This is a genomic window from Kutzneria chonburiensis (assembly GCF_028622115.1).
Lineage (GTDB): Bacteria > Actinomycetota > Actinomycetes > Mycobacteriales > Pseudonocardiaceae > Kutzneria > Kutzneria chonburiensis.
On record NZ_CP097263.1, the window covers coordinates 4625038 to 4647428 of the forward strand.

The following is a 22391-nucleotide window of genomic DNA, read 5'->3' on the forward strand; positions in this document are numbered from 1 at the left end:
CCGTTGCACGGTCCGCTGCCGCCGTTACATCTACTGCACAATCACGTTTCGACTGCGGTGAGCCGCTGTGGCATGGGCATTGCCGGCGGCGGCGTGTCCGGGATCACGCACGCACAGGTCGGCCGGGATGCCTGGCGCGCCGCCGATGTGGCCGGGGTCAGGCCTTCTTGACCTTGGCCAGTTCCTCCTGGGCCCACACGGCCCACTCCCGCTGCATCTCGGTGAGCCGCAGCCCCCACTCCAGCGCGATGCGGCCGTAGACCGCCAGATCCATGGTCTCGGGGGCGATCTGCTCCTGGGTGGCGCGCAGGCTGGCGTGGTACTCGATGGCCTCGGCCTCCCGCCCCCGCAGGTACTCCTCGGCCTGGGCGAGGTCGATGACGTTGAGGAAGAAGACCCGCAGCAGCATGTCGCTGCGCCGGGGCATGCTGGGCTCGACGTCGACGAGCCAGTGCTTGAGCTCGGCTAGGCCGTCGGCGGTGAGTGTGTACTCCTTGCGCCGGCGGGCGCCCTCCTCGGTGACGGTCACCAGCCCGGCCTCGGCCAGCTTGCCCAGCTCGCCGTACAGCTGGCTCTGGGTCGCGGGCCAGACGTTGGCCAGCGAGCCATGGAACGTCTGGAGCAGGTCGTACCCGCTGGCCGGACCGAAGGTGAGCAGCCCGAGGGCCGCGTGGCGGAGGCTCATGCCGCCATCATACTCCACTCTTGACATGTCCGCGCCGCACCTTCTAGCTTCGACATGTCACAACTGACATGAGGAGTAACGATGAGCTACCTGCGCGGATTCGTCCCCTGGATCGCCTTCGCGGTGCTGTCCGGCCTGGGCTGGCAGTGGGGCGCGCTGGCCGGCCTGGTCCTGGCGGTGGCGCTGTTCGCCGACGGACGCCGCAAGGGCACGCCGCTGGACACGCAGGTGCTGGAGATCAGCACGATGGCCTACTTCGGCGTGCTAACGGTCTATGCGTTACTTGTCCCGACCTCGCCGGTGCAGCACTTCGTCGGCGCGATCTCGATGGCCTGGCTGGCCCTGACGGCCTGGGGCGGCCTCGCCGTAAAGCAGCCGTTCACGCTGGGTATCGCCAAGCAGCAGACGCCCAAGGAGTTCTGGGGCCACCCGCTGTTCCGGCGGATCAACGTGGTGATCACCACGGCCTGGGCCACCGCGTTCACCTTGACGGCCATCGTGCTCACCGGCCTCGACCTGGTGAACGCCGGCACCGTGGCGGCGATCCTGGTGCAGGTGGCCGGCTTCGCCATCCCGGCGATCTTCACGGTTCGCTACCCGGAGCACGCTCGCGCCCGGCAGGATTCGTGACATGACGGCACTGCCACACGACTCGGTACGGGCGGCATGGACGGCGCTGCGCACAGCCACCCCGATGCTGCACCTGGACACGGCCGCCTGCGGCCGCACCAGCATCGCCACCCGGGCCGCCATCACCGCGCACCTGGAGCTCGAGGCCGAGCTCGGCGGTTACGTCGCCGAGGCGCAGGCCGACGCCGAGACCACGACGGCCCGTCGACTGCTGGGAGAACTGCTCCACTTCGCCACCGACGAGGTGGCGCTGCTGGACAGCGGGTCGGCGGCCGGCGCGCAGCTACTGGCAGCGTGGCCGTGCGAGCCCGGCGACCGGGTGTGGATCGCGCCGAGCGAGTGGGGCAACAACATCGCGGCGTTCGCCGATCGCGGCCTGGAAATCTCGGTCATGGACGTGGACGACCACGATCACGTCGACTTTGAAGCCCTGCAACGGCGACTGCGCACCGAGCGGCCGAACATGGTCCACCTGAACGCCTTCAACTCGCACCGGGCCCTCGCCCAGCCGTCGCGGGAGATCATCGAGATCTGCGCCGCGGCCGACGTGCCCGTAGTGATCGACACCGCGCAGGCGTTGGGACACATCGAAGTTCCGGCCGGCGCGGCCGCGGTGTACGGCACCGGCCGCAAGTACATGTGCGGTCCGCGCGGCGTCGGCTACGTGGCAGTGCGCGAGCCGTGGCAGCAACAGCTCACGCCCCGCGCCCCGGCCGTCAATCTCGGCGGGCAGGCGGTGCGCAACCTGGAGAGCCGCGAGGCCTACGTCGCCGGCCGGGTCGGGCTGGCCACGGCGCTCCGGCAGCACGTCGAGATCGGCCCGGCGCAGATCCGCGAGCGCCTGGGCGCGATCGGGCGTGCGCTCCGAGAGGGCTTGGCCGACCTGCCCGGCTGGTCCCTGGTCGACCCGGTCGACGCCCCCGGCTCGATCGTGGCCCTCCTGCCGCACGAGGACATCGACCTGTACCAACTGCGCGCCGACCTGGTGGCCCGCAAGGTGGTCACGACCGTGTCGGCGAAGGAGCGGGCGCCGCTGGACATCGTGCGGCCGATGCTGCGGCTGAGCCCGCACGTCGACTTCGAGCTGTCCTGGATCCCGCAGATCCGGGACCTGCTGACCGCTCGCCACCGTTGAGCTGTGCCAACGGCCGCAATCATCGACGATCCACAGTCGACGGTCCCGATCCTGGGCGCGCCGCGACCCGTTGGCTGACAACCGAGACGCTCCCCGTTGTCCGCCACGCACTGCGCGGCCGAGCCGATGCGAACGTTCGCGGTGGCGCGGAGCTGCCGTTCGAATTCACCCTGACGAACGAAGGAAACGCCGCCGTACGGCTGGCCGCCGACCAGGTGGTGCACCACCGAAACGCGCACCACGAAGGCGGCCACCCGAACCCTGGCCGCGGGCGAATCCGTGACAATTAACCGTCGCCACTCGCGCCGCCCGATCAGCTCGAGGGTCTACCACCCGGGCGAGCACGTCGTGGAACTTCAGGTCAACGGCCGCACTTTCGGGCGAACCTCCTTCACACCGCGTCCCCAGAGCTAGACGCAGGGGTGGTGTGACGCCATCGTCGTGTAGATAATCGCCGGTACAGCCACCCGTGCCGTCACCCGGTGGGAGCAACGCGGCCGGGCGACCGGGCGTAGCACAGCGGCCCGACTACGACGGTCAGGTGACCCGAGGTTCGCGGTCACCGGCCGGTGCGTGGCAGAGTAGAGCATTCACGGCGGTCACTGAGGACGGTTCAGATGGGTTCTGGTGCAACCGGGTCGGGCCGTGGCGCCCGCCCGACGGTCACCCGGCGCAGGGAGGTCAGCGACGCCAGCGCGCGCTCGCTGCTGACCACGGTGCTCGGCGAGTACGTGCTGCCGCAGGGAGAACCGGTCTGGACACAGACGATCGTCGACGTGCTCGGGCGCTTCGAGATCGAGGAGAAGTCGGCCCGGCAGGCACTGGCCCGCGTGGCCGCCGAGGGCTGGCTGAGCTCCGAGCGGGTCGGCCGCCGTGTGCGCTGGGCGCTGACCCCGCCCGGCCGGCGGCTGCTGGTCGAGGGGGCCGAGCGCATCTACGGCTTCGGCAGCGGCAACCAGCAGTGGGACGGCCGCTGGCTGGTGGTCATGGTTTCCGTGCCGGAGACCAAGCGCGAGCTGCGGCACCGGCTGCGGACCCGGTTGAGCTGGGCCGGTTTCGGCTCGCCCGAGCCCGGTGTCTGGGTGTCGCCGCACGTCGGCGCCGAGGTCGAGGCCAAGTCCATTCTGGAGGACCTGGCGCTGACCAGCGAGGTCATGTCGTTCATCGCCACCTACGGCGCGCTCGGCGACGTGCAGCGCATGGTCGCCGCCGCCTGGGACCTGCAGGAGGTGGCCGAGAAGTACGAGAGCTTCATCGACCAGTTCAGCGGGCTGGACGCGCGCACGCCGGAGAACGCCCTGCTGGCGCAGACCCGCATGGTGCACGAGTGGCGGCGCTTCCCGTTCCTCGACCCGCAGCTGCCGGGCGAGCTGCTGCCGGCCAAGTGGAGCGGCTCGCGGGCCACCCAGCTGTTCAACGACAACCACGCGGCCTGGCGGGAGCCGGCGCAGCGCGGCTGGCGCGACCTGATCGCCCAGCAGGCCTGAAGATCAAGGGACCAATCCTGACGTTCAACGTCAGGAAGGGCCCCTTACTGACGTTGAACGGGCGGATTCCAGGGGTCGTTGCAACACTGGTGATCAACTGGTGTTGGCCAGGAGCATAGTCAGACGCTCGGCTGGGGTGTCCCAGCCGAGCGTTTTGCGTGGTCGGCCGTTGAGTTGGGCGGCGACCGCGGCCAGGTCGGCGGGGGTGTGGACGGACAGGTCGGTGCCTTTGGGGAAGTACTGGCGTAGCAGGCCGTTGGTGTTCTCGTTGGAGCCGCGTTGCCAGGGAGAGTGCGGGTCGCAGAAGTAGACCTGGATGCCGGTGGCCGCGCTGAACTCGTGGTGGCGGGCCATCTCCACGCCCTGGTCCCAGGTCAGCGACCGTGTGAGGTGGGCGGGTAGGGCGGTGATGGTGGTGATCAGGCCGTCGCGGACGGTCTCGGCGTCGTGGCGGCCGGGTAGGTGGACCAGCATCACGTAGCGGGTGCTGCGTTCGACCAGGGTGCCGATCGCGGAGGCGTTGCCCAGGCCCATGATCAGGTCGCCTTCCCAGTTCCCGGGGTAGGCGCGGTCTTCCACCTCGGCCGGGCGGTCGCTGATCATGACCATCGGTTCGGTGAACCGGGGGCGGCGTTGGTCGGGCCGGCGTCGGGGTGTGCGGGCGGTGCGTCCGGTGCGCAGGGCGCCGGTCAGCTCGCGGCGCAGCGCGCCGCGTGTTTGGACGTAGAGGGCCTGGTAGATGGTCTCGTGGGTCACGTGCAGCTCCGGCCGGTCGGGGTGGTCACGGCGTAGCCGACAGGCGATCTGCTCGGGGCTGTGCCGATCGTCGAGCATGCCCTGCACCAGATCGCGCAGTTCGGGGCGGGCGGCGATCTTGCCGGTTTTCGGGCGTGGTCGGCGGGCCTCGGCCCGGGCCTGGGCGGCGTGGGGCCGGTAGTCGCCGCTGGCGGGGTGGCGGTTGCGGGCCAGTTCCCGGCTGATCGTGGACGGGGTGCGTCCCAGTGCGGTCGCGATGGCCCGTACGCCGGTCCCGGCCCGGTGCAGGTCGGCGATCGCGATCCGTTCCTCGACGGACAGGAACCGGGACGAGATCGCCGGCCGCGCGGCCGGCAGACACGCGGGCGGGGCGGACGACTGGCTGGTCGTCCGCCCCGGGCTGGGTGCTCGTCCGTGCCGCCACCGGTGGCCGGTGCGGCGGTTGATCCCCACGATCCGACATGCTTCGGTCGTGCCCACGCCCTGCTTCACAAGATCAAGATAGTGCTGGCGTTCAGCGTGGAGTTTCTTACGGCCCTGTGGTGAGCGGTCTTTGCGGATCTCGAACACGGCAACCCCTGAACGGGTCAGGTGTTGCAACCACCACTAGAACCCAAGACGTCAGTAAGGGGCCCTTCCTGACATCACACGTTCAGTGCCGGAAAGATCTTGGCGGCGTTGCCGCTGAGTATGCCGGCCAGCAGCTCCTCCCCCAGGCCCAGCTCCCGCAGCGCAGCCACGTTGCGGGCAGCACCCGGCACGCCGGGCCAGTCGGTGCCGAAGATCCAGCGGGCGGCCAGTCGGCGCAGGTCGAAGCGGGCGTAGTACTCGGGCAGCTTGCGCGGCGGCAGACCGGCCAGGTCGAGCCACACGTTGGGCTTGGCCAGGGCCAGGAACGCGGCGGTGTCGTACCACCAGCCCCGCCCGCCGTGGGCGAACACGAACTGCACGGCCGGGAAGTCCTCGACCACGTCGACCAGCAGCGCCGGATCACCGTAGCTGGAACGGGATCCGGGGAAGCTGGACACGCCGGAGTGGAAGATCACCGGCACGCCGCGCTCCTCGCACACCCGGTACACGGCGTAGACCTCGCGGTCGCCGGGCGAGAAGCAGCCGTGCACGGGATGCAGCTTCACCGCCACCGCGCCGAGGTCGAGCTGACGCTCCACTTCGGACGCCAGCGGATGGTGCAGGTGCGGATTCACGTTGGCCACCAGGCGGAACCGCACCGGATTGTGCCGCACGATGGGCAGCAGGTCCTCGATCGGCTGAATTCCGGTTGCCCGCGGACTGTACTCGCAGAACAGCAGCGCCCGGTCGACCCCCTGGCCGGCCAGCAGATCGTCCACTTTGGACGGTATCGGATCGCCGTCGTCGGAGTACACCGACCGCCACGGGTGGTCGCCGCTGAACTGGTCGGCCCACTCCAGCCACGCCGGCTTCAGCGTGGACAGCCGCGGCACGTGCACGTGGGCGTCAACGATCATCGGCCGGGCCAGAGGGAATCAGCACGTCCTTGACCATGTCCCGCAACACATTCCGGCGGACCTTGCCGGTGGCGGTCTTCGGCATCTCGGCCACCTCGACCACGGCCCGCGGCCGCTTGTACGAGGCGAGCCCGTCACGGCACCAGGAGATCAGGGCGTCCTCGTCGACCTTGTGCCCGTGCACCGGCACCACGCAGGCCACCGGCTTCTGCAAGCCGGACTCGTCGGTCGCCGACACCACGGCGACCTCCTCGACGTCCGGATGGGCCAGCAGCCGGCTCTCCACCTCGAACGGCGACACCCACACGCCGCCGGCCTTGAGCATGTCGTTGCTGCGCCCCAGATACGTGTAGGTGCCGTCCTCGTTGCGACGGTAGGTGTCGCCGGTGCGCAGCCATCGGCCCTGGAACACCTCGCGCGTGATGTCGTTGCGGCACCAGTACCCGGTCGCGGTCGACGGGCCCTGCACGAACAGATCCCCGGTGTCGGAAGGGTTTCCGGCCTCGTCGCGGATCTCGACCTCGTAGCCCGGCACCGGCACGCCACTGGTGCCGCCGATGGCCTCGCCGGGCCGGTTGGACAGGAAGATGTGCAGCGCCTCGGTGGATCCGATGCCGTCCAACACTTCCACGCCGAAGCGTGAGCGAAACTTGTCGAACAACACCGCCGGCAGCGCCTCACCGGCCGAAACCCCTTGCCGCACGGTGGAAAACGCGTCGTCGGGCACGCCGCTGGCCAAGGTGGCCGCGAAGAATGTCGGCACCCCGAACAAGACCGTGGCCCGGTCGGCGGCGGCGCGCGTGGCGATCAGCTCCGGCGTGGACCGCGATCTTTCCAACAGCGCCACCGCCCCTGCCGCCAATGGCATGAAGCACGAATTGCCCAGCCCGTAGGCGAAAAACAATTTCGACACCGAGAGGCAACGGTCCTCAGGACCGAGACCCAGCACCCCGTTTCCGTAGTACGTGCCGACCGCGCGGATGCTCTCGTGCCGGTGCATCGCGGCCTTGGGCTGCCCGGTGGTGCCCGAGGTGTACAGCCACAGCGCCGGCGAGTCGACCCAGGTCGAGTACGGCGTCTCCAGCGTGCCGACGGCCATCAGGTCGTCCCACGAGTGCACCGTCACGCCCGCGCGCGGCGAGAAATCAACTGAACCGTCCAGTACAACTGTGTCGATCTCCGGCGCCAGCTCCACGGCGGCCTGAACGGCCGCCGCGAACTCGACCGAGGCCAGCAGCACCCGGCTGCGCGAGTCGACCAGCAGCGTGGCCAGCTCGACCGGCGTCAGCATGGTCGACACCGGCACGGGCACCGCGCCCAGGTACATCGCGCCCAGCACGGCGCCGAGCATCTCCACGTCGTCGGCCATGCTCAGCACGACCCGCTCCTCGGGCCGAACCCCCAGTTCCCGCAGGCCAGCCGCGGTCCGGTGCGCCTGCTCGGCCAACTCCGCGTACGACAGCGTGCGCCGGCTGGTCACCACGGCGGTGTGCCCGCACTCGACGTGCCGGTCGACCAGGTACTCAGCGGCGTTGAACCGGTCCGGCATCGTCGCTCCTCAGGGCAGGTGGACGTACTCGTACTCGAACGGCTTGCCGTTGATGCCGTTGGTCGGCGGCGCGACCCAGGAAGCGATCTTGCCTCGTTCGTGTACCGGGCGCATCAACGACTGCACGAACGCCAGGTCCTGGCCGGTCGGCAGCCATTTGTCGCGGGCCCTGGTCCACGTCGCCTCGTCCAGGATCTCCCCGTCGGGCGAGATGTGGAAGGCCGAGTTCACGCCGACGCCGCGGTTGAAGCCCGGGTGCGGCAGCTTCAGCCTGCGGTCGATCCCGGCCTCGGCCAGGATCCGGTTCCACCGCGTGACACCGTGCTCGCAGTCGGCGATGTATTCGTTGCGCAGGTCCACGTTCAGCATCAGGATCGTGGACAGCTCGTCGCCGCCCCAGGTCCCGTCGGCCCGCGGCGTCTCCAGCATCGAGCCGGTGTCGGTGAGCTTGTGGTCGTCCTTGCGCCGGCCCTCCTGCCAGCGGCCCTTGAGCCCGGCGGTGTAGTAGTTGGCCGCGTTGGTCGACGTTTCACTGCCGAACAGGTCCAGCGACACGGTGTAGTGGAAGTTGATGTACTTCTGGATGATCTCCAGCGGGATGCCGCCGTGCGGCGCGATGTCGAACGTGTCGTGCTCGCGGATCAGCTCGGCGGTTCGGGCCACCACCCGGTCGACACCGGTGGTGCCGACGAACATGTGGTGCGCCTCTTCCTTGAGCATGAACTCGCACGTCCGCGACAGCGGGTCGAAAGCGCTTTCCTTGAGCGTGCCGAGCTGGTACTTGCCGTCCCGGTCGGTGAAGTAGGTGAACATGTAGAAGGCCAGCCAGTCGGCGGTCTCCTCGTTGAACGCGCCGAGGATGCGGGGCGAGTCCGGGCTGCCGGAGTTGCGCAGCAACAGGTCCTCGGCCTGCTCGCGGCCCTCACGGCCGAAGTAGGCGTGCAGCAGGTAGACCATGGCCCACAGGTGCCGGCCCTCTTCGACGTTGACCTGGAACAGGTTGCGCAGGTCGTAGAGGCTGGGCGCAGTCAGCCCGAGAAGTCGTTGCTGCTCAACGGAAGCGGGTTCGGTGTCGCCCTGGATGACGATCAGCCGCTGGAGGTCGGCCCGGTACTCGCCGGGAACCTGCTGCCACACCGGCTCGCCGCGGTGCTCACCGAAGCCGATGGTGCGGGCCTGCTCGCGCTCGGCCAGGAAGATGCCCCACCGGTACTCGTCCAGCTTGACGTGGTCGAAGTGGGCCCAGCCGGCGCGGCCGACGCTGACCGCGGTGCGCAGGTAGACGTCGTGCGTCTCCAGCGTCGGCCCCATTTCCGACCACCAGTTCATGAACTTGGGCTGCCAGCCCTCGAGGGCGCGCTGGAGCCGCCGGTCCGAGGACAGGTCGACGTTGTTGGGGATCTTCTCGTCATAGTTGATGGGACTGGCCATTGTTCACACCCGCTTCCGGTCGAAGACCGCCTTCTGACCGGTGCCGTAACGCCGGAGAGCGCCTTCTGGTCCCGATGCTCCTGGTCGGTTGAAGATCCAGTTCTGCCAGGCGGTGAGCCGGGCGAAGATCTTGGTTTCCAGGGTTTCCGGGCCGACGAACCGGTGGTTGGCCTCCATGCCGGTCAGGGCGTCCGGGCTCAGCGAGGCCCGGCCCTCCAGCACGATGCGGATCTCGTCGACCCAGTCGATGTCGTCGAATGCCTCGGTCACCAGGCCGAGATCGGCCGCTTCGACGGCGTCGACCGGCTTGTCCAATTCGGACAGTCGCGTGACATCCTCGCCGTAGAAACGGGATTGCAGGCGGGTGATGCCGTTGCCCATGGGGAACGGGCCGAAGTTGGCCGGGGTCAGCTGGATCGCCGCCCGCTCGTCACTGTCCTCGTCGTCGATCGGCGGACCGTCCAATATGTACTGACGGTCGCAGGCGAAGGCCAGTTCCAGCAGCATGCCGACGAAACAGGAGCCGGGCTCGATGAGCGCGATCAGGCTGCGGCTGGTGACGTCGAGTCGCTTGAGGACGCGCTTGTAGAAGTGCCGGATCTCGTTGCCCAGCCAGGAATCGTCGGTCAGCAGCCGATGTTCCTGGGCCAGCACGGCTTCCGGGTCGCCGGCGGTGGTGAACACCCAGGTGCCGAGCTCGGTCTCGTTGGTGCGCAAGCGCAAGATGAGATCGTCGAGCTCGCGGGTGACGGTCAGCGGCCAGTTCTCGTCGGTCGACGCGTGCACGGTGATCTTGACCAGGCCGAGCTCGCGGTCGTACTTCGCTTGCACGTACCGGTAACGGACGCCGTCGTCGTCCGTCTCGCGCTCCAGCGGCGTCAGCTCGATGCCCTGGGCGTCTTGCGGCCGGGTCGAGTTCCGTGCCGCCTCCAGCGCCCGCTCCCGGACCACCTCGTCAAACCGCCGTGGCGGCACGACTTCGTCGACCAGTCCCCATTGGACGGCCGCTTTGCCACGCATGCCGTCACTTCGGGTGGCGAACACGTCGGCGCGGTCCTTGCGGACGCGGCGTTTGTCCACCAAGCGGGTCAGACCGCCGGTGCCGGGCAGCACGCCCAGCAGCGGCACCTCGGGCAGCGACACCGCCGAGGAGTTGTCGTCGACCAGCACGATGTGGTCGCAGGCCAGGGCCAGCTCGTAGCCGCCGCCGGCGCAGGACCCGTTGACCGCGGCCAGATAGGTCTGGCCGGAGTGCTCGGTGGCGTCCTCCATGCCGTTGCGGGTCTCGTTGGTGAACTTGCAGAAGTTCACCTTCCACTCGTGGCTGGACGCGGCGAGCATGCGGATGTTGGCGCCGGCGCAGAACACACGGTCCTTGCCCGAGGTGACGACGACCGTGCGGACCCGCGGATGCTCGAAGCGCAGCCGCTGGGTGGCGTCGTAGAGCTCGATGTCCACGCCGAGGTCGTAGGAGTTCAGCTTGAGCTCGTAGCCGGGCACGATGCCGGCCGTCTCGTCGACGTCCAGCACCAGCCAGGCCAGCTCCCCCTCGACGCGCAGCTTCCAGTGCCGGTAGCTGTCCGGGTGCGCGTCGAAGGACACCTGCACGGTCCGCCTCCTCGATGGTGGGCGTCTATTTTCTACAGCTTAGCCGCGCCCCGTCAACTTTTCTGTAGATATTCACCCAGAACGCCGCCGATCTTGTCCACGATCTCGTCCAGGTGCTCGCGCTCGCACACCAGGGGTGGCGCGATCTGCACGACCGGCTTGCCCCGGCTGTCCGTGCGGGCAATCAGGCCGGCTTCCAGCAGGCCGGCGGTGATCGGCCCGAGGTCGTCCGTGGCCAGCTCAGCGGCGTAGAAGAAGCCGTCGCCGCGGACGTCGACGACCCCCGGCAGCTCCCGCAGCTCCTGCATGCGGCTGCGCAGGTGCGGGGTCAGCTCCCGGACGCCGTCGAGGATCTTGTCCCGTTCGAAGATCTCCAGGTTGCGCAGGGCGATCGCCGCGGCCAGCGGGTGGCCGCCGAAGGTCAGGCCGTGCGAGAGTGCTTGGCCCGGGCGGAAGAACGGCTCCGCCACCCGGTCGTGCACCAGCACCGCGCCCATCGGCGCGTAAGCCGAGGTCAGACCCTTGGCGACGGTGATCATGTCCGGCACCACCTCCGGCACCGCCACGTACTCGCCGATCCGGCCGAAGCCGGTGATCACTTCGTCGGCCACCAGCAGGATGCCGTAGCGGTCGGCCATCGCGCGCAGGCCGGTCCAGTAGCCGACCGGCGGCACGAAGCAGCCGCCCGCGTTCTGCACCGGCTCCGCGATGATCATGCCCACCGTCCCCGGATCGGCGGCGATGATCGCGTCTTCCGTTTCCCTGAGCAGGAATTCGAGGTCGCCCTCGCCCGTGTTGGGCACCCGGACCACGTCGATCGCCGGCCGGCCGAACGGCTCCTTCAGCGCGTCGACTCCCGTCAGCGCCAGCGCGCCGAGCGTCTGGCCGTGGTAGGCCGTGCGGCGGGCAACCGCTTTCACGCGCTCCGGCTGGCCGTTGGCCACGTGGTACTGGCGGGCCAGTTTCCACGCCGACTCAACCGATTCCGAGCCGCCCGAGGTGAAGAACGCCCGGTTGATCCCCTCCGGCGCCAGCTCCGCCAGCCGCTCCGCCAGCTCGATGGCCGGCGGGTGGGCCGTGTTCCAGTTCGTGTTGAACGGCAGCCGCTTGAGCTGGGCCGTCGCCGCCTCCGCGAACTCCTCGCCGTAGCCGTAGCCCAGCTGCGCACAGAACAGGCAGGACAGCGCGTCCAGATACCGCCGGCCGTCCGTGTCGATCACGTGCACGCCTTCGCCACGCTCGATGACCAGCGGAAACTGGCCGTCACGCAGCTTGGAGTGCTGGCCGAAGTGCAGCAGCAGATGGTCGCGCAGGCCCGCTTTCACGCTGTCCGTCATGCCTCGATCCTGGCCCCACCACGCCACCCCCACCAGCCCCCTACCCCCTGCGCCCCACCCACGCCTCCCCGTGGCACATGCGGTCCGGATGTGCCGCAGGGAGGCAAGTACGACGCGCATGTGACATTCGAAAGTGTGTGAGGAGGCGGGTCAGGGCAGGTACTTGGGCGCGAAGTCCTTGATCAGGGCCGCGATGACCGGGGCCTGCGACACCAGGGCGAAGTGGCCGGCGTCGAGCAGGTGGATCTGGGCGTCGGGCACGTCCCGGGCGAAGGCGCGAGCGCCGTCGGGGCCGAAGATCTGGTCGTTGCGGCCCCACACGGCCAACACGCCGGGGTGGCGCTCACGCAAAAATGCCTGCCAAGCGGGGTAGAGCGGCGGATTGGTGCGGTAGTCGTGAAACAACCGGAGCTGCACTTCGCGGGCACCGGGGCGGGCCAAGAGTGCGTTGTCGAGGGCGATGGCGTCGGGACTGACGAGTTCGGGGTCGGGCTCGCCGTGCAGGTACTGCCAGACGGTGACCTCGGGGGCCAAAGCGGCGGCAACGGGAGCCTCGGTGGTGGGGTTCCAGTCAGCCCAGAACTCCCGCAGCGGGGCCCAGAACTCGGGGACCAGGCCCTCGTCGTAGGCATTGCCGTTCTGGGTGATGATCGCCCGTACCTGGTCGGGGCGCTTGAGCGCGAGCCGGAAGCCGACTGGCGAGCCGTAGTCCTGCACGTAGATGCCGAAGGTGCCGAGTCCGAGCTGGTCGACGAACTTGTCGATCACCTCGGCCAGGTGGTCGAAGCTGTAGTCGAACTCCTCGACGGTGGGCATGTCGGACTGGCCGAAGCCGGGCAGGTCGGGGGCGATCAGGTGGAACTCGTCGGCCAGCGCCGGGATCAGGTCGCGGAACATCACCGACGAGGTCGGGAAGCCGTGCAGGAGCAGCAGCGTGGGCCGGTCCGGGTCGCCGGCCTCCCGGTAGAACACCGACAGCCCGTCGACGGTCGCCCTGCGGTACCGGATCGCCATGACATCCTCCGAAGTCGAAATAACGCCCTGTGCGTTACTTTGGCGACCGTAGCACAGGTAACGCCTTATGCGTTACTCTCTCCGACGTGACGACGTTTCCACTGGTCGGCGAGCCGCTGGCGGTCGACCTGGCCAACACGGCGGTCCGGCTCCGCGGCCGCGAGGTCGACCTGATCGCCGACGATGAGGGGCTGGCGGCCTGGCTCGAGCTGCACCCGGGCATCGGCAAGGTCGACGGTGACGAGGTCCGGGCGCTGCGCGACGACATCCGCGAGGTCTTCCGCGCGGCCATCGAGACCCGGTCCGCCGCCCACGAGGCCGTCCAGAACATCAACCGGGCCGCCTTCCGCTGTCAGACCACCCTCACGTCCACTCCGGACGGCCCGGTGGTCGAGTGGGGCGGCGGCGGTCTCTCCGTGATCGCCCGCTCCGCGGTCGAGGTCGTGGCGGCGGCCCACGTGCGGGGCTGCGCCAACCACGACTGCGTGCTGGTCTTCGCCCAGGGCGACGAACGGCGCCGGTTCTGTGACACCAAGACCTGCGCCAACCGCGCCCGCCAGGCCCGCCATCGCGAACGGCAACACGTCCAGGCATGACAAAACCCCCGGGCCGGCAAGCCTGGGGGTTTTGCCGCTGCTGTAGGGGGTCAGCAGCGCTTGCTGGTCTCCGCGCCGCCATAGTCCTTGCCGGCGCTGTAGATCAGGCCGTCCGCACGCGTGCACACGCTCAGCGTGTTCGTGCCGTACGACCAGTTCTCACGGGCGCCCTTGGCGCTCACCGTGTAGCCCAACGGATCCGTGCCCGCGTCGATCGAGCTGGCCACGTAGTAGTCCGAGTGGTTGGCCCGGAACTGGTCCCACACGTAGGTGTACGCCCAGTTCTGGTTGCAGCCCTTGAACTGCTTCACCGACGCGATCGTCTGACCGCCGTACGTGATGTACGCCGTCGACCCGATCTGCACCGTGCTCGAGCATCCCGGCGGCGTCTCGGCCTGCGCCACACCAGAACCCAGACCGGCGACGGTCAACGCGGCCGCCACGGCCGCGACTCCGAGGAACTTCACAACTCTCCTTCTCAGCAACGCTTGCTGGTCTCAGCGCCGCCAAGCAGGTTGCCGCCGACGATCCAGATCGCCCCGGCCGCCTGCGTGCAGACGCTCAGCGTGTTCGTGCCCTGCGACCACAGCTCGTGCGCGCCCCGCCCGCTCACCTGGTATCCGAGCGGGTCGCTGCCCGCGTCGATGTAGGTGTCGATGGTGTAGTCCGTGCGCTTCGACCGGAACTGGTCCCACACATACGTGTAGGCCCAGTTCTGGTTGCAGCCCTTGAACTGCTTCACCGACGCGATCGTCTGACCGCCGTACGTGATGTACGCCGTCGACCCGATCTGCACCGTGCTCGAACAACCAGGCGCCGACTCCGCCTGCGCCACACCAGAACCCAGACCGGCGACGGTCAACGCGGCCGCCACGGCCGCGACTCCGAGGAACTTCACAACTCTCCTTCTCAGCAACGCGTGTCCGTCATGGCCGAGTAGTGGTCGTACCCGATGATCGAGATCAGGCCGTAACCGGCGGTGCACTCCGACAACGTGTCGGTGCCCGTCGACCACAACTCGGTCGCACTGTCGAGGTCGGTCGTGTCGCCCTGGAACGCGTTGCGCGGGCCGGGGTTGACGTTCACCGCCGCGAGGAGGTACCAGTGCAGACCGCGCTGACGGAAGCTGTCCCAGACGTAGATGTAGCCCCAGTTCTTGTTGCAGCCCTTGAACTGCTTCACCGAGGCGATGGTCTTCCCCTGGAACGTGACGTACGCCGTCGAGCCGATCTGCACCGTGCTCGAACAACTCGGCGCCGACTCCGCCTGCGCCACACCCGCCCCGAGACCGCCGATCACCAGCGCGACCGCGGCGGCCGCCACAGTGAGGGCCTCAGCATCGCTTGTCCGTCTGGGCCACGTAGTTGTCGAACTGGTAAAGGGAGATCACGCCGTAGCCGGCGGTGCAGTCCGACAGCGTGTCGGTGCCACCGGACCACAGCTCGACCGGGTCGTCCCCCTTGTCCGTGCCACCCTTGTACGTGGCGTTCGGACCGGGATTCACCGCGACGGCGGCGGTGAGCCGGTAGTGCAGGCCCCGCTGACGGAAGCTCTCCCACACGTAGATGTAGCCCCAGTTCTTGCCGCAGCCCTTGAACTGCTTCACCGAGGCGATGCTCTTGCCCTGGAACGTGGCGTACGCGGTCGATCCGATTTGGACGGTGCTCGAGCACCCGGGCGCGGACTCCGCCTGTGCCACGCCCGCCCCGAGACCACCCGCCACCAGCGCCAACGACGCCGCGGCGGCCAACAGGAACTTCACGCTTTCCCCTCTCAGCAACGCCATCCGGTCTTCGCGTCGACGGAACCGCTGGTGCCGAACTGGATGTAGCCCGCCGCCGCCGTGCACGCGTCCAGCGTGTTCGTGCCCTCCGACCACACCTCGACCGGGCTGCCGGTCTTGTCCACGTCGCCCCACGACATACCGCCGTCGAACTGCACGTAGACCGAGGCGTGGGCCCGATAGGCGATGTGCCGGTCGCGGAAGCTCTCCCACACGTAGGTGTAGGCCCAGTTCTTGCCGCAGCCCTTGAACTGCTTCACCGAGATGACGTTCTGACCCTGGTACTGGCCATAGGCGGTCGATCCGATTTGGACAGTGCTCGAACAGCCGGGTGCCTGCTCGGCCTGCGCCACACCGGAACCGAGTCCGGTCACCACCAAGGCCGCCGCCGTGACGGCGGCCAACGCGAGCTTCATTGCTTCCCCTCTCAGCAACGCCAGCCCGTCGAGGCCTGGACGACGTTCTCGTTGCCGAACGCCAGCATTCCCTCGGCCTGGGTGCACACGGTCAGCGTGTCCGTGCCCTTCGACCACAGCTCCACCGGGCTCCCGGACTTGTCGACCTCGCCCTGGACCAACTCGGCGTCGTCGTACTGCGCGTTGACGAAAGCGCTCGCCGAGTAAGCGATGTGCTTGTCCCGGAAGCTCTGCCACACGTAGATGTACGACCAGTTCTTGCCGCAGCCCTTGAACTGCTTCACCGAGATGACGTTCTGGCCCTGGTACTGACCATAGGCGGTCGCTCCGATTTGGACAGTGCTGGCACAGCCCGGGGCGGTCTCGGCCTGCGCCGTGCCCGCACCGACCGTCGCCAACGCCAGGACTCCCATGGCGCACAACAGTTTCCGCATCACGGTCAGCACCTGATCGATGTGTGGTTGTCGGGGGTGTGATCGGCGCCGTCGATGACGACAGCGCCGAACGCGGCCGTGCAGGTGTCGAGCGTGTCCGTGCCGGTCGACCACAGCTCGCGCTGGTTGTGGTGGCCGATCGTGAGCCCCAGGTAGCGGTCGGCCTCCTGCTGGCTGGCGCTGCCGAACGCGCCGATCGCCGTGCGCAGGGTGAAGCCCTTGCCGCTGTCCACGAAACCCTGCCAGGCGTACACGTACGCCCAGTTCTTGCCACAGCCCTTGAACTGCTTGACCGAGGCGATGTGCTGGCCGCCGTAGTCGACGTACGCCGTCGAGCCGATCTCCACCGTGCCCGAGCAGCCGGGCGCGGACTCGGCCTGTGCGGTGCCCGTGGTGGCCAGCAGCGCCGCGAACGCCGCCAGCACGACCGCGATCATTCCAGTCTTCATGCGGATCACCCTTCGACGCGCGCTCAGCCGCAGTGTTCCCAGCCGCTCAACCAGATGTCGTCACGGGACATGCCGCCCCACTTCACGCAGTGCCCCCTGGCCGGGCCGGCGCCGGAGGCGTAGTACTCGTACTTGCCCGGGTCGTCGTAGGAGCCGGGCGGGTTGGTCTGGGTCTCGAGCATGGCCGAGATGTCGGTCCTGGTGCCGACGTCAGACGTCTTGATCGTGACGACGCAGTTCCAGGAACCGTTGTACATCAGGTAAACCGTCGCGCCGGAGAGGGCGTGCTGGTCGATGACGTGGTAGCTCGACCCGCAGACGCCGGTCGGCGTGTACGGGTTGGTCGCGGCGCTCGCCGGCGCGGCGAAGGCGACCGTGGAGGCCAGCGCCGCGGCGATGCCCGCGGTGGCGATCAGCTTGTTCATTTTCTTTCCCCTCAAACAATCTCAGCCGCAGTGGCCCCAGGCCGACGTCTCCCAGATGGAGTTGCCCTCCATGCCGCCCCACTTGATGCAGACGCCGGGCGCACGCACCCTGGACGCCGCGTAGTAGGCGTAGTAGCCCTCGTCATCGGCGACCTGCACCGGATTCGAGGCCACCTCGAGGATCGACTCGGTGTCGGTCTTGGTGCCGATGGCGGCGGTCTTGATGGTCACGACGCAGTCCGTGGCGCCGTCGTACATCAGGTAGACCGTGGCGCCGGTCAGCGCGTGGTGGTCCAGCTCGTGGTAGCCCGAACCGCAGACGCTGCCCGGCGTGTACGGATTCGTGGCCGCGCTCGCCGGTGCGGCGAAGGCGATTCCCGCCGCCAGCGTCGCGGCGATGGCCATCGCTCCGGTCAGCTTGTTCATGTCCCCATCCCCTCTACCGGGAAGAAAGACTGGTCGCCGGCGCTGACTCCGCCCTGACCGGTCGGCGGCGGGGACGTCAGCGACCGTGACTCAGGTCACCGTGACCCGGTCACGGTCACGGGGGCGTGACTTCACCGCACCCGAGCGTGATTCGGCTGCTGGCGGTGCCCGGCACGGAACGCTGACTTTTCGCTGACGCCCCGGGGTACAGTCGCGTTTGTTCGAACCCGTTCGAGTTGTGCGCAGTGGGGGCCATGTCCGGAATCGGCTGGGAGTTCGGCGTGCTCGGGCCGCTGATGGCGCGACGCGACGGCCGAACGGTGCAGTTGCGTTCGGCCAAACAGCAGCTGCTGCTGGCGGTGTTGTTGTTGCGCGCCAACGAACCCGTCTCCGTTGACGACCTGGTCGACCGGCTGTGGGGCGAGGATCCGCCGGACGGCGCCCGCGCCACGGTGCAGACGCACGTGATGCGCCTGCGCAACAGCCTCGGCGACAGTTCGCTGGTGCGCACGGTTCCCGGCGGCTATTCGATCCGGATCGAGCCGGACGCGCTGGACCTGACCCGGTTCGAACGGCTGCGATCGCAGGCCCGGCAGGCGGAACGCGGCGGGGACACCGCCGAGGAGTCACGGCTGCTGAGCGAGGCGCTGGCGCTGTGGCGCGGGCCGGCGTTCACCGGACATCCGACCGAGTCGCTACGCCTGGACGAGCGCCGCTGGGACGCGGTGGAGCGGCGCAACGAGGTCGAGCTACGGCTCGGCCGGCACGACGCGCTCGTCGACGAGCTGCGCTCACTAGTAACGCAACAACCGTTACGTGAGCGGTTCTGGGCCCAGCTCATCCTCGCGCTGCACCGCGGCGGCCAGCAGGCCCAGGCCCTGGACGCGTACCGGCGCTGCTGCGAAGTGCTGGCCGACGAGCTCGGTATCGACCCGAACGCCGAGCTCAGGGCGTTGCACCAGGCTGTGTTGGGCGACTCGGCCGCGCCGGCCGACATCCCACAGCGGCCGGAGCCGGCCTGGGCGCCGCGCTGCGAGCTGCCGCCGGCCGTGGCCACGCTGGCAGGCCGCACCGAGGACATCGTCCGGATGACCCACAGCCTGCGGGCCGAGCGGGATGCCCACCGGGTGTGGGTGATCACCGGCCCCGGCGGCGTCGGCAAGACCAGCCTCGCCGTGCACGTCGCGCACCTGGTGCGCAGCTGCTACCCGGACGGCCAGCTGTACCTCGACCTGCGCGCGCAGGATTGTCCGGTGGAGCCGGCGGAGGCGTTGGACCGGCTGCTGCGCGGCCTCGGCACGCCCGGCGCCGCGATCCCGGCAACGCTGGACCAGCGGGTCGCGCTGTACCGGGACCGGCTGGCCGACCGGCGGATCCTGGTCGTGCTGGACAACGCCGCGACCGAGGCCCAGGTCCGCCCCCTGCTGCCGGGCACGACCACGTCCGCGGCCCTCGTGACGAGCCGCGCCGCGCTGGCCAGCCTGGAGGCCCAGGTCCTGCCGTTGGAGGTGCTGACGCCCGGCGACGCCGTGCGCATGCTGACCGAGGCGCTGGGCGAGGCCCGGGTGAACGCGGAGCCGGAAGCCGCCGAGCAGCTTGCCGACTACTGTGGGCGACTGCCGCTGGCGCTGCGCGTGGCGGCGGCACGGCTGGTCGCACGGCCGCACTGGCGGCTGACGCAGCTGGTCACACGCCTGTCGGACGAGCGCCGTCGGCTGGACGAGCTGCGGTTCGGCGACCTGGATGTACGGGCCAGTCTCACGCTGAGTTACCGGGAGCTGGCCGAGCCGCAGCAGCGGGCGTTCCGGCTGCTGGCCCGGCTGGACACGCCGGACTTCCCGGCCTGGGTGGCCGGGCCGCTGCTCGGTGTCGACCCGGACACGGCCGAGGACCACGTGGAGGCGCTGGTCGACGCCCGGTTGGTGGAGACCGTCGGCTGGGACGCGCTCGGGCAGACCCGGTACCGCCTGCACGACCTGCTCCGGGTGTTCGGCCGCGACCTCGGCGACGTCGACGACGCGCCGCTGGTCGCACTGATGGACCAGTGGGTGGCGCTGGTCGAGTGCGCCGACCACAAGATCGCGCAGCGCGGCCCGCGCCTGCCCGGCGGCGACGCCGGCGTGCTGGGTGAGCGGCTGCTTTCCGACCCGACCGGCTGGTTCGACGCCGAGTGGACGACGCTCGGCGGCGTGATCACGCAGTGTGTCGCGCTGGGGCTGGCCGAGCAGACGACCCGGCTGGCCGTCGCCGGCGCCGCCGTCTGCGACCTGCGGGCCCGGTTCGACGACTGGGAGCACGACAACGGGCTCGGCCTGGACGCCGCGGTCGGGGCGACGCCGGCCGAGGCGATTCTCGTGCAGCAGCGCGGACTGCTGCACAGCCGGCGGCACCGGTTCGCCGAGGCCCAGCGCGACTTCACCCGGTCGAAGGACGTCTTCGAGTACCTGGAGGACGCCGACGGCGCCGGCTACGCCTGGCACGGCATCGGCTGGATGCACGAGTGGCTTGGGCGGCAGGCCGAGGCCAAGACGTGCCACGAGATGGCGATGCGGCGCTTCGAGACCGCCGGCAACCGGCACGGGCAGGTCGACGTGCTGTGCTCACTGGGCGCGATCGAGCGGCGGGCGGGTCGGTCGTCCGAGGCTGAGGCGTATCTGAGGCAGGCTCGTGAAACCGCCGCCGAGCTGGGTGACCGGATGGGCATGCTGTCCGCGGCGCTGGAGCTGGGCCGGGTGTTGCAGGCGCGCGGCGAGCTGTCCGGGGCCGTTGAGCACATCCACGCCAGCCTGACCGACGCGCACCGGCTCGGTGACCCCGATCTGGTGGCCAATCTGCGGCTGACGTTGGCCGAGACGTACCTGCGGATGGGCGCGAAGGACACCGCGCGCACCGAGGTGCAGCAGGCGCTGGTGTTCTTCGACGAGCACGACGACGTGGCCGGCAAGGCGTGGGCGTGGCGGCTGCTGAGCTGGGTCGGGCTGCTGACCAACTCGCCGGAATCGGCGCTGGCGCTGGCCGAGCGGGCCGTCGCGACGGCCGAAGGCCTTGGCCTGCCGCAGGAACACGCCCGGGCGCTGCGGCAGCTCGGGATGGTGCTGCACGAGGCGGGCAAGCTGGAGGACGCCGCTTTGTGTTGGCGGCAGGCCGAAATCTTGCTCGACAACGCCGGTTTCCACGCCGAGGCCGCCGAGATCCGTGCTCACTCCGGCACGGCCGCCGAGGGTTCCAACGTGTAGATGCGGTACGCGGCCTGGATCACCGGCTGGGCAACGTTGCGGACGCGCACGCCGCCGGCGGTGGTGCCGGCCTCGCTGCCGTAGTGCGCGTGCCCGTGCACGGCCAGATCGGTTGCGCTGTCGTCGATCGCCTCGGCCAGCAGGTACGAGCCGAGGAACGGGAAGATCTCCGGCGGCTCGCCGCGCAGCGTGTCGGCCGACGGCGAGTAGTGCGTCAGCGCGATCCGCACGTCGGCGGTCAGGCCCAGCAGCGCGGTGCGCAGCTGTTCGGCGATGTCCTCGCTGTGGTGGATGAACGCCTTCATCTCACGCTCGCCGAAGGCATGCCCGCACTTGCCGGCAAAACCGCCGCCGAAGCCCTTGGCGCCGGCGATCCCGACCCGGACATCGTTGACCTGCACCACGGTTCCGCTGCCTTCGAGCACGGTGATGCCGCGGTCGGCCAGCAGCGCGGCGATCTTGTCCTCGGCGTCGGACTGGTGATCGTGGTTGCCCAGCACCGCGACGACCGGCACGTCCAGGCCGGCGAACTCGTCGGCCACCACCTCGCCTTCGGCGACCGTGCCGAGGCGGGTCAGATCACCGGCCAGCAGCAGCAGATCCGCTTGCTCGGCAATGTTTTCGTAGGCCGGGCGCAGGGTTCCCCTGGTGTCGACGCCGAGATGCACGTCGCCGACCGCGGCGACCCGGATCATCGCAGGTCCTCCTGTTCGGTCGGCGGTTGTGCCCCGACGATGTGCACCTCGTTGTGCAGCACCAAACCGTCCGCGTGCTCGGCGGCCACCTCGGCCACCGCCGCGCGACGCTGCTCACACGCCACGTCGCCGGACAGGAACAGCTGATCGCCGCGGATCCGCACGTGGACGCCCAGTTCGGCGGTCCGCGGGTCCTCGGCGAGCGCGCGGCACAACGCCGCCACGTCGTACTGCGGCACGTTCACGGCACGACCTCCTCGATGTCCAATCGCTTGAGCAGCAACAGAAACGCTTCCGCATAGGGTGATTCGACGGTGCGGTCCCACACCTGCTTCCAGTCCACCTGCTCGCGCAGCGCCCGCGCGATCGGCAGCAGCTCGGTGAAATCGCAGCGGTGTGGCCCGAACACCTTGAGCTTGTCCACCATCAGGTCCGTGGCGGTGGCGACCGGCATCTCCGCCGGCCCCACCCGCATGTGCTCGGCCCGCTTCAGCACGTCGTCCGTAACGGGTTCACCGTTAGGATGGTGCAGCAGGTCGACCAGCCGGTCGCCGTCGTACACCTTGGCCAGCCAGTCCAGCGGCGTTTCGGCGGCGCGCAGGCCGGACGCCACCAGGGCGCTCACCGCCCGCGACACGTCCCGTTCGCGGACCAGCACGTCCACGTCGTGTGTGGTCGGCGGGCCGCCCCTGGCGTACACGGCGCAGCCGCCGGTCAGTGCGAACGGCACCTCCGTGGCCGTCAGCGTGTTCGCGACCTTGGCCAGCGACCGCAGCAGCTCCTTCTGCTCCACTTTCGGTGGCTACCCGGCT

General features: G+C 69.4%; 25 protein-coding genes. 5 read left to right on the plus strand and 20 right to left on the minus strand.

Annotated features, from left to right (window positions below; all coding sequences use genetic code 11):
• Positions 1-157 precede the first annotated feature (157 nt).
• Complete coding sequence (locus M3Q35_RS20590) at positions 158-685, minus strand: PadR family transcriptional regulator (RefSeq protein WP_273943554.1); 528 nt, start codon at positions 683-685, stop codon at positions 158-160.
• Between the two features lie 81 nt (positions 686-766).
• Between M3Q35_RS20590 and M3Q35_RS20595 the strand changes: the two genes are divergently transcribed.
• The 3 genes from M3Q35_RS20595 (at position 767) to M3Q35_RS20605 (ending at position 3937) form a co-directional block, all read left to right on the plus strand.
• A complete protein-coding gene (locus M3Q35_RS20595; RefSeq protein WP_273943555.1) occupies positions 767-1315 on the plus strand; it encodes a hypothetical protein in 549 nt (182 codons plus the stop codon).
• A 1-nt stretch (position 1316) separates the two neighbouring features.
• A complete protein-coding gene (locus tag M3Q35_RS20600) occupies positions 1317-2450 on the plus strand; it encodes an aminotransferase class V-fold PLP-dependent enzyme (protein WP_273943556.1) in 1134 nt (377 codons plus the stop codon).
• A gap of 617 nt (positions 2451-3067) precedes the next feature.
• On the plus strand, positions 3068-3937 hold the full coding sequence (locus M3Q35_RS20605) for a PaaX family transcriptional regulator (protein ID WP_273943557.1): 870 nt from the start codon (positions 3068-3070) through the stop codon (positions 3935-3937).
• A 93-nt stretch (positions 3938-4030) separates the two neighbouring features.
• On the opposite strand, the gene M3Q35_RS20610 is transcribed toward M3Q35_RS20605, so the two are convergent.
• The 7 genes from M3Q35_RS20610 to M3Q35_RS20640 form a co-directional block, all read right to left on the minus strand.
• Positions 4031-5185, minus strand: coding sequence for an IS30 family transposase (locus M3Q35_RS20610; RefSeq protein ID WP_420704705.1), 1155 nt, complete (start codon positions 5183-5185; stop codon positions 4031-4033).
• Between the two features lie 152 nt (positions 5186-5337).
• A complete protein-coding gene (locus M3Q35_RS20615; RefSeq protein WP_273943558.1) occupies positions 5338-6180 on the minus strand; it encodes an amidohydrolase family protein in 843 nt (280 codons plus the stop codon).
• Positions 6170-7729 carry a benzoate-CoA ligase family protein gene (locus M3Q35_RS20620; protein ID WP_273943559.1) on the minus strand — a complete coding sequence of 520 codons (1560 nt, stop codon included), beginning with the start codon at positions 7727-7729 and terminating at the stop codon, positions 6170-6172. The genes M3Q35_RS20615 and M3Q35_RS20620 overlap by 11 nt, the downstream gene beginning before the upstream one ends.
• Before the next feature lie 9 nt (positions 7730-7738).
• Positions 7739-9160: a benzoyl-CoA 2,3-epoxidase subunit BoxB gene (gene boxB, locus M3Q35_RS20625; RefSeq protein ID WP_273943560.1), complete on the minus strand. Its 1422-nt coding sequence runs from the start codon at positions 9158-9160 to the stop codon at positions 7739-7741.
• 3 nt (positions 9161-9163) lie between these two features.
• A complete protein-coding gene (boxC, locus tag M3Q35_RS20630) occupies positions 9164-10762 on the minus strand; it encodes a 2,3-epoxybenzoyl-CoA dihydrolase (protein WP_273944410.1) in 1599 nt (532 codons plus the stop codon).
• A gap of 59 nt (positions 10763-10821) precedes the next feature.
• Positions 10822-12105, minus strand: coding sequence for an aminotransferase class III-fold pyridoxal phosphate-dependent enzyme (locus tag M3Q35_RS20635; protein ID WP_273943561.1), 1284 nt, complete (start codon positions 12103-12105; stop codon positions 10822-10824).
• 150 nt (positions 12106-12255) lie between these two features.
• Positions 12256-13119, minus strand: coding sequence for an alpha/beta fold hydrolase (locus M3Q35_RS20640; protein WP_273943562.1), 864 nt, complete (start codon positions 13117-13119; stop codon positions 12256-12258).
• Positions 13120-13205: 86 nt separating this feature from the next.
• On the opposite strand from M3Q35_RS20640, the gene M3Q35_RS20645 reads away from it, so the two are divergent.
• Positions 13206-13715 (plus strand): CGNR zinc finger domain-containing protein, encoded by a 510-nt coding sequence (locus tag M3Q35_RS20645; protein ID WP_273943563.1) that lies wholly within the window; start codon positions 13206-13208, stop codon positions 13713-13715.
• 50 nt (positions 13716-13765) lie between these two features.
• Here M3Q35_RS20645 and M3Q35_RS20650 read toward each other — a convergent pair whose 3' ends face one another.
• The 9 genes from M3Q35_RS20650 to M3Q35_RS20690 are packed head-to-tail and all read right to left on the minus strand — an operon-like array spanning position 13766 to position 17648.
• Complete coding sequence (locus tag M3Q35_RS20650) at positions 13766-14182, minus strand: hypothetical protein (RefSeq protein WP_273943565.1); 417 nt, start codon at positions 14180-14182, stop codon at positions 13766-13768.
• Between the two features lie 11 nt (positions 14183-14193).
• The gene (locus M3Q35_RS20655) at positions 14194-14613 is read right to left on the minus strand and encodes a hypothetical protein (protein ID WP_273943566.1); all 420 of its coding nucleotides are present in this window, start codon (positions 14611-14613) and stop codon (positions 14194-14196) included.
• An 11-nt stretch (positions 14614-14624) separates the two neighbouring features.
• The gene (locus tag M3Q35_RS20660) at positions 14625-15038 is read right to left on the minus strand and encodes a hypothetical protein (RefSeq protein ID WP_273943567.1); all 414 of its coding nucleotides are present in this window, start codon (positions 15036-15038) and stop codon (positions 14625-14627) included.
• Positions 15039-15048: 10 nt separating this feature from the next.
• Positions 15049-15501: a hypothetical protein gene (locus M3Q35_RS20665; RefSeq protein WP_273943568.1), complete on the minus strand. Its 453-nt coding sequence runs from the start codon at positions 15499-15501 to the stop codon at positions 15049-15051.
• Entirely contained in the window at positions 15489-15914 is a 426-nt protein-coding gene (locus M3Q35_RS20670; protein ID WP_273943569.1) for a hypothetical protein, read from the minus strand. The genes M3Q35_RS20665 and M3Q35_RS20670 overlap by 13 nt, the downstream gene beginning before the upstream one ends.
• An 11-nt stretch (positions 15915-15925) precedes the next feature.
• Positions 15926-16348 (minus strand): hypothetical protein, encoded by a 423-nt coding sequence (locus M3Q35_RS20675; RefSeq protein ID WP_273943570.1) that lies wholly within the window; start codon positions 16346-16348, stop codon positions 15926-15928.
• Between the two features lie 5 nt (positions 16349-16353).
• Entirely contained in the window at positions 16354-16797 is a 444-nt protein-coding gene (locus M3Q35_RS20680) for a hypothetical protein (protein WP_273943571.1), read from the minus strand.
• A 23-nt stretch (positions 16798-16820) separates the two neighbouring features.
• The gene (locus M3Q35_RS20685) at positions 16821-17222 is read right to left on the minus strand and encodes a hypothetical protein (RefSeq protein WP_273943572.1); all 402 of its coding nucleotides are present in this window, start codon (positions 17220-17222) and stop codon (positions 16821-16823) included.
• A gap of 21 nt (positions 17223-17243) precedes the next feature.
• Positions 17244-17648 (minus strand): hypothetical protein, encoded by a 405-nt coding sequence (locus tag M3Q35_RS20690; protein ID WP_273943573.1) that lies wholly within the window; start codon positions 17646-17648, stop codon positions 17244-17246.
• Positions 17649-17902: 254 nt separating this feature from the next.
• On the opposite strand from M3Q35_RS20690, the gene M3Q35_RS20695 reads away from it, so the two are divergent.
• Complete coding sequence (locus M3Q35_RS20695; protein WP_273943574.1) at positions 17903-20884, plus strand: AfsR/SARP family transcriptional regulator; 2982 nt, start codon at positions 17903-17905, stop codon at positions 20882-20884.
• Here the strand turns inward: M3Q35_RS20695 and M3Q35_RS20700 are convergent.
• The 3 genes from M3Q35_RS20700 to M3Q35_RS20710 are packed head-to-tail and all read right to left on the minus strand — an operon-like array spanning position 20848 to position 22372.
• Positions 20848-21579: a metallophosphoesterase family protein gene (locus M3Q35_RS20700; protein ID WP_273943575.1), complete on the minus strand. Its 732-nt coding sequence runs from the start codon at positions 21577-21579 to the stop codon at positions 20848-20850. The genes M3Q35_RS20695 and M3Q35_RS20700 overlap by 37 nt on opposite strands.
• A complete protein-coding gene (locus M3Q35_RS20705) occupies positions 21576-21824 on the minus strand; it encodes a BON domain-containing protein (protein ID WP_273943576.1) in 249 nt (82 codons plus the stop codon). Before M3Q35_RS20705 ends, M3Q35_RS20700 begins: the two co-directional genes overlap by 4 nt.
• A complete protein-coding gene (locus tag M3Q35_RS20710; RefSeq protein WP_273943577.1) occupies positions 21821-22372 on the minus strand; it encodes a nucleotidyltransferase family protein in 552 nt (183 codons plus the stop codon). The genes M3Q35_RS20705 and M3Q35_RS20710 overlap by 4 nt, the downstream gene beginning before the upstream one ends.
• Positions 22373-22391 lie beyond the last annotated feature (19 nt).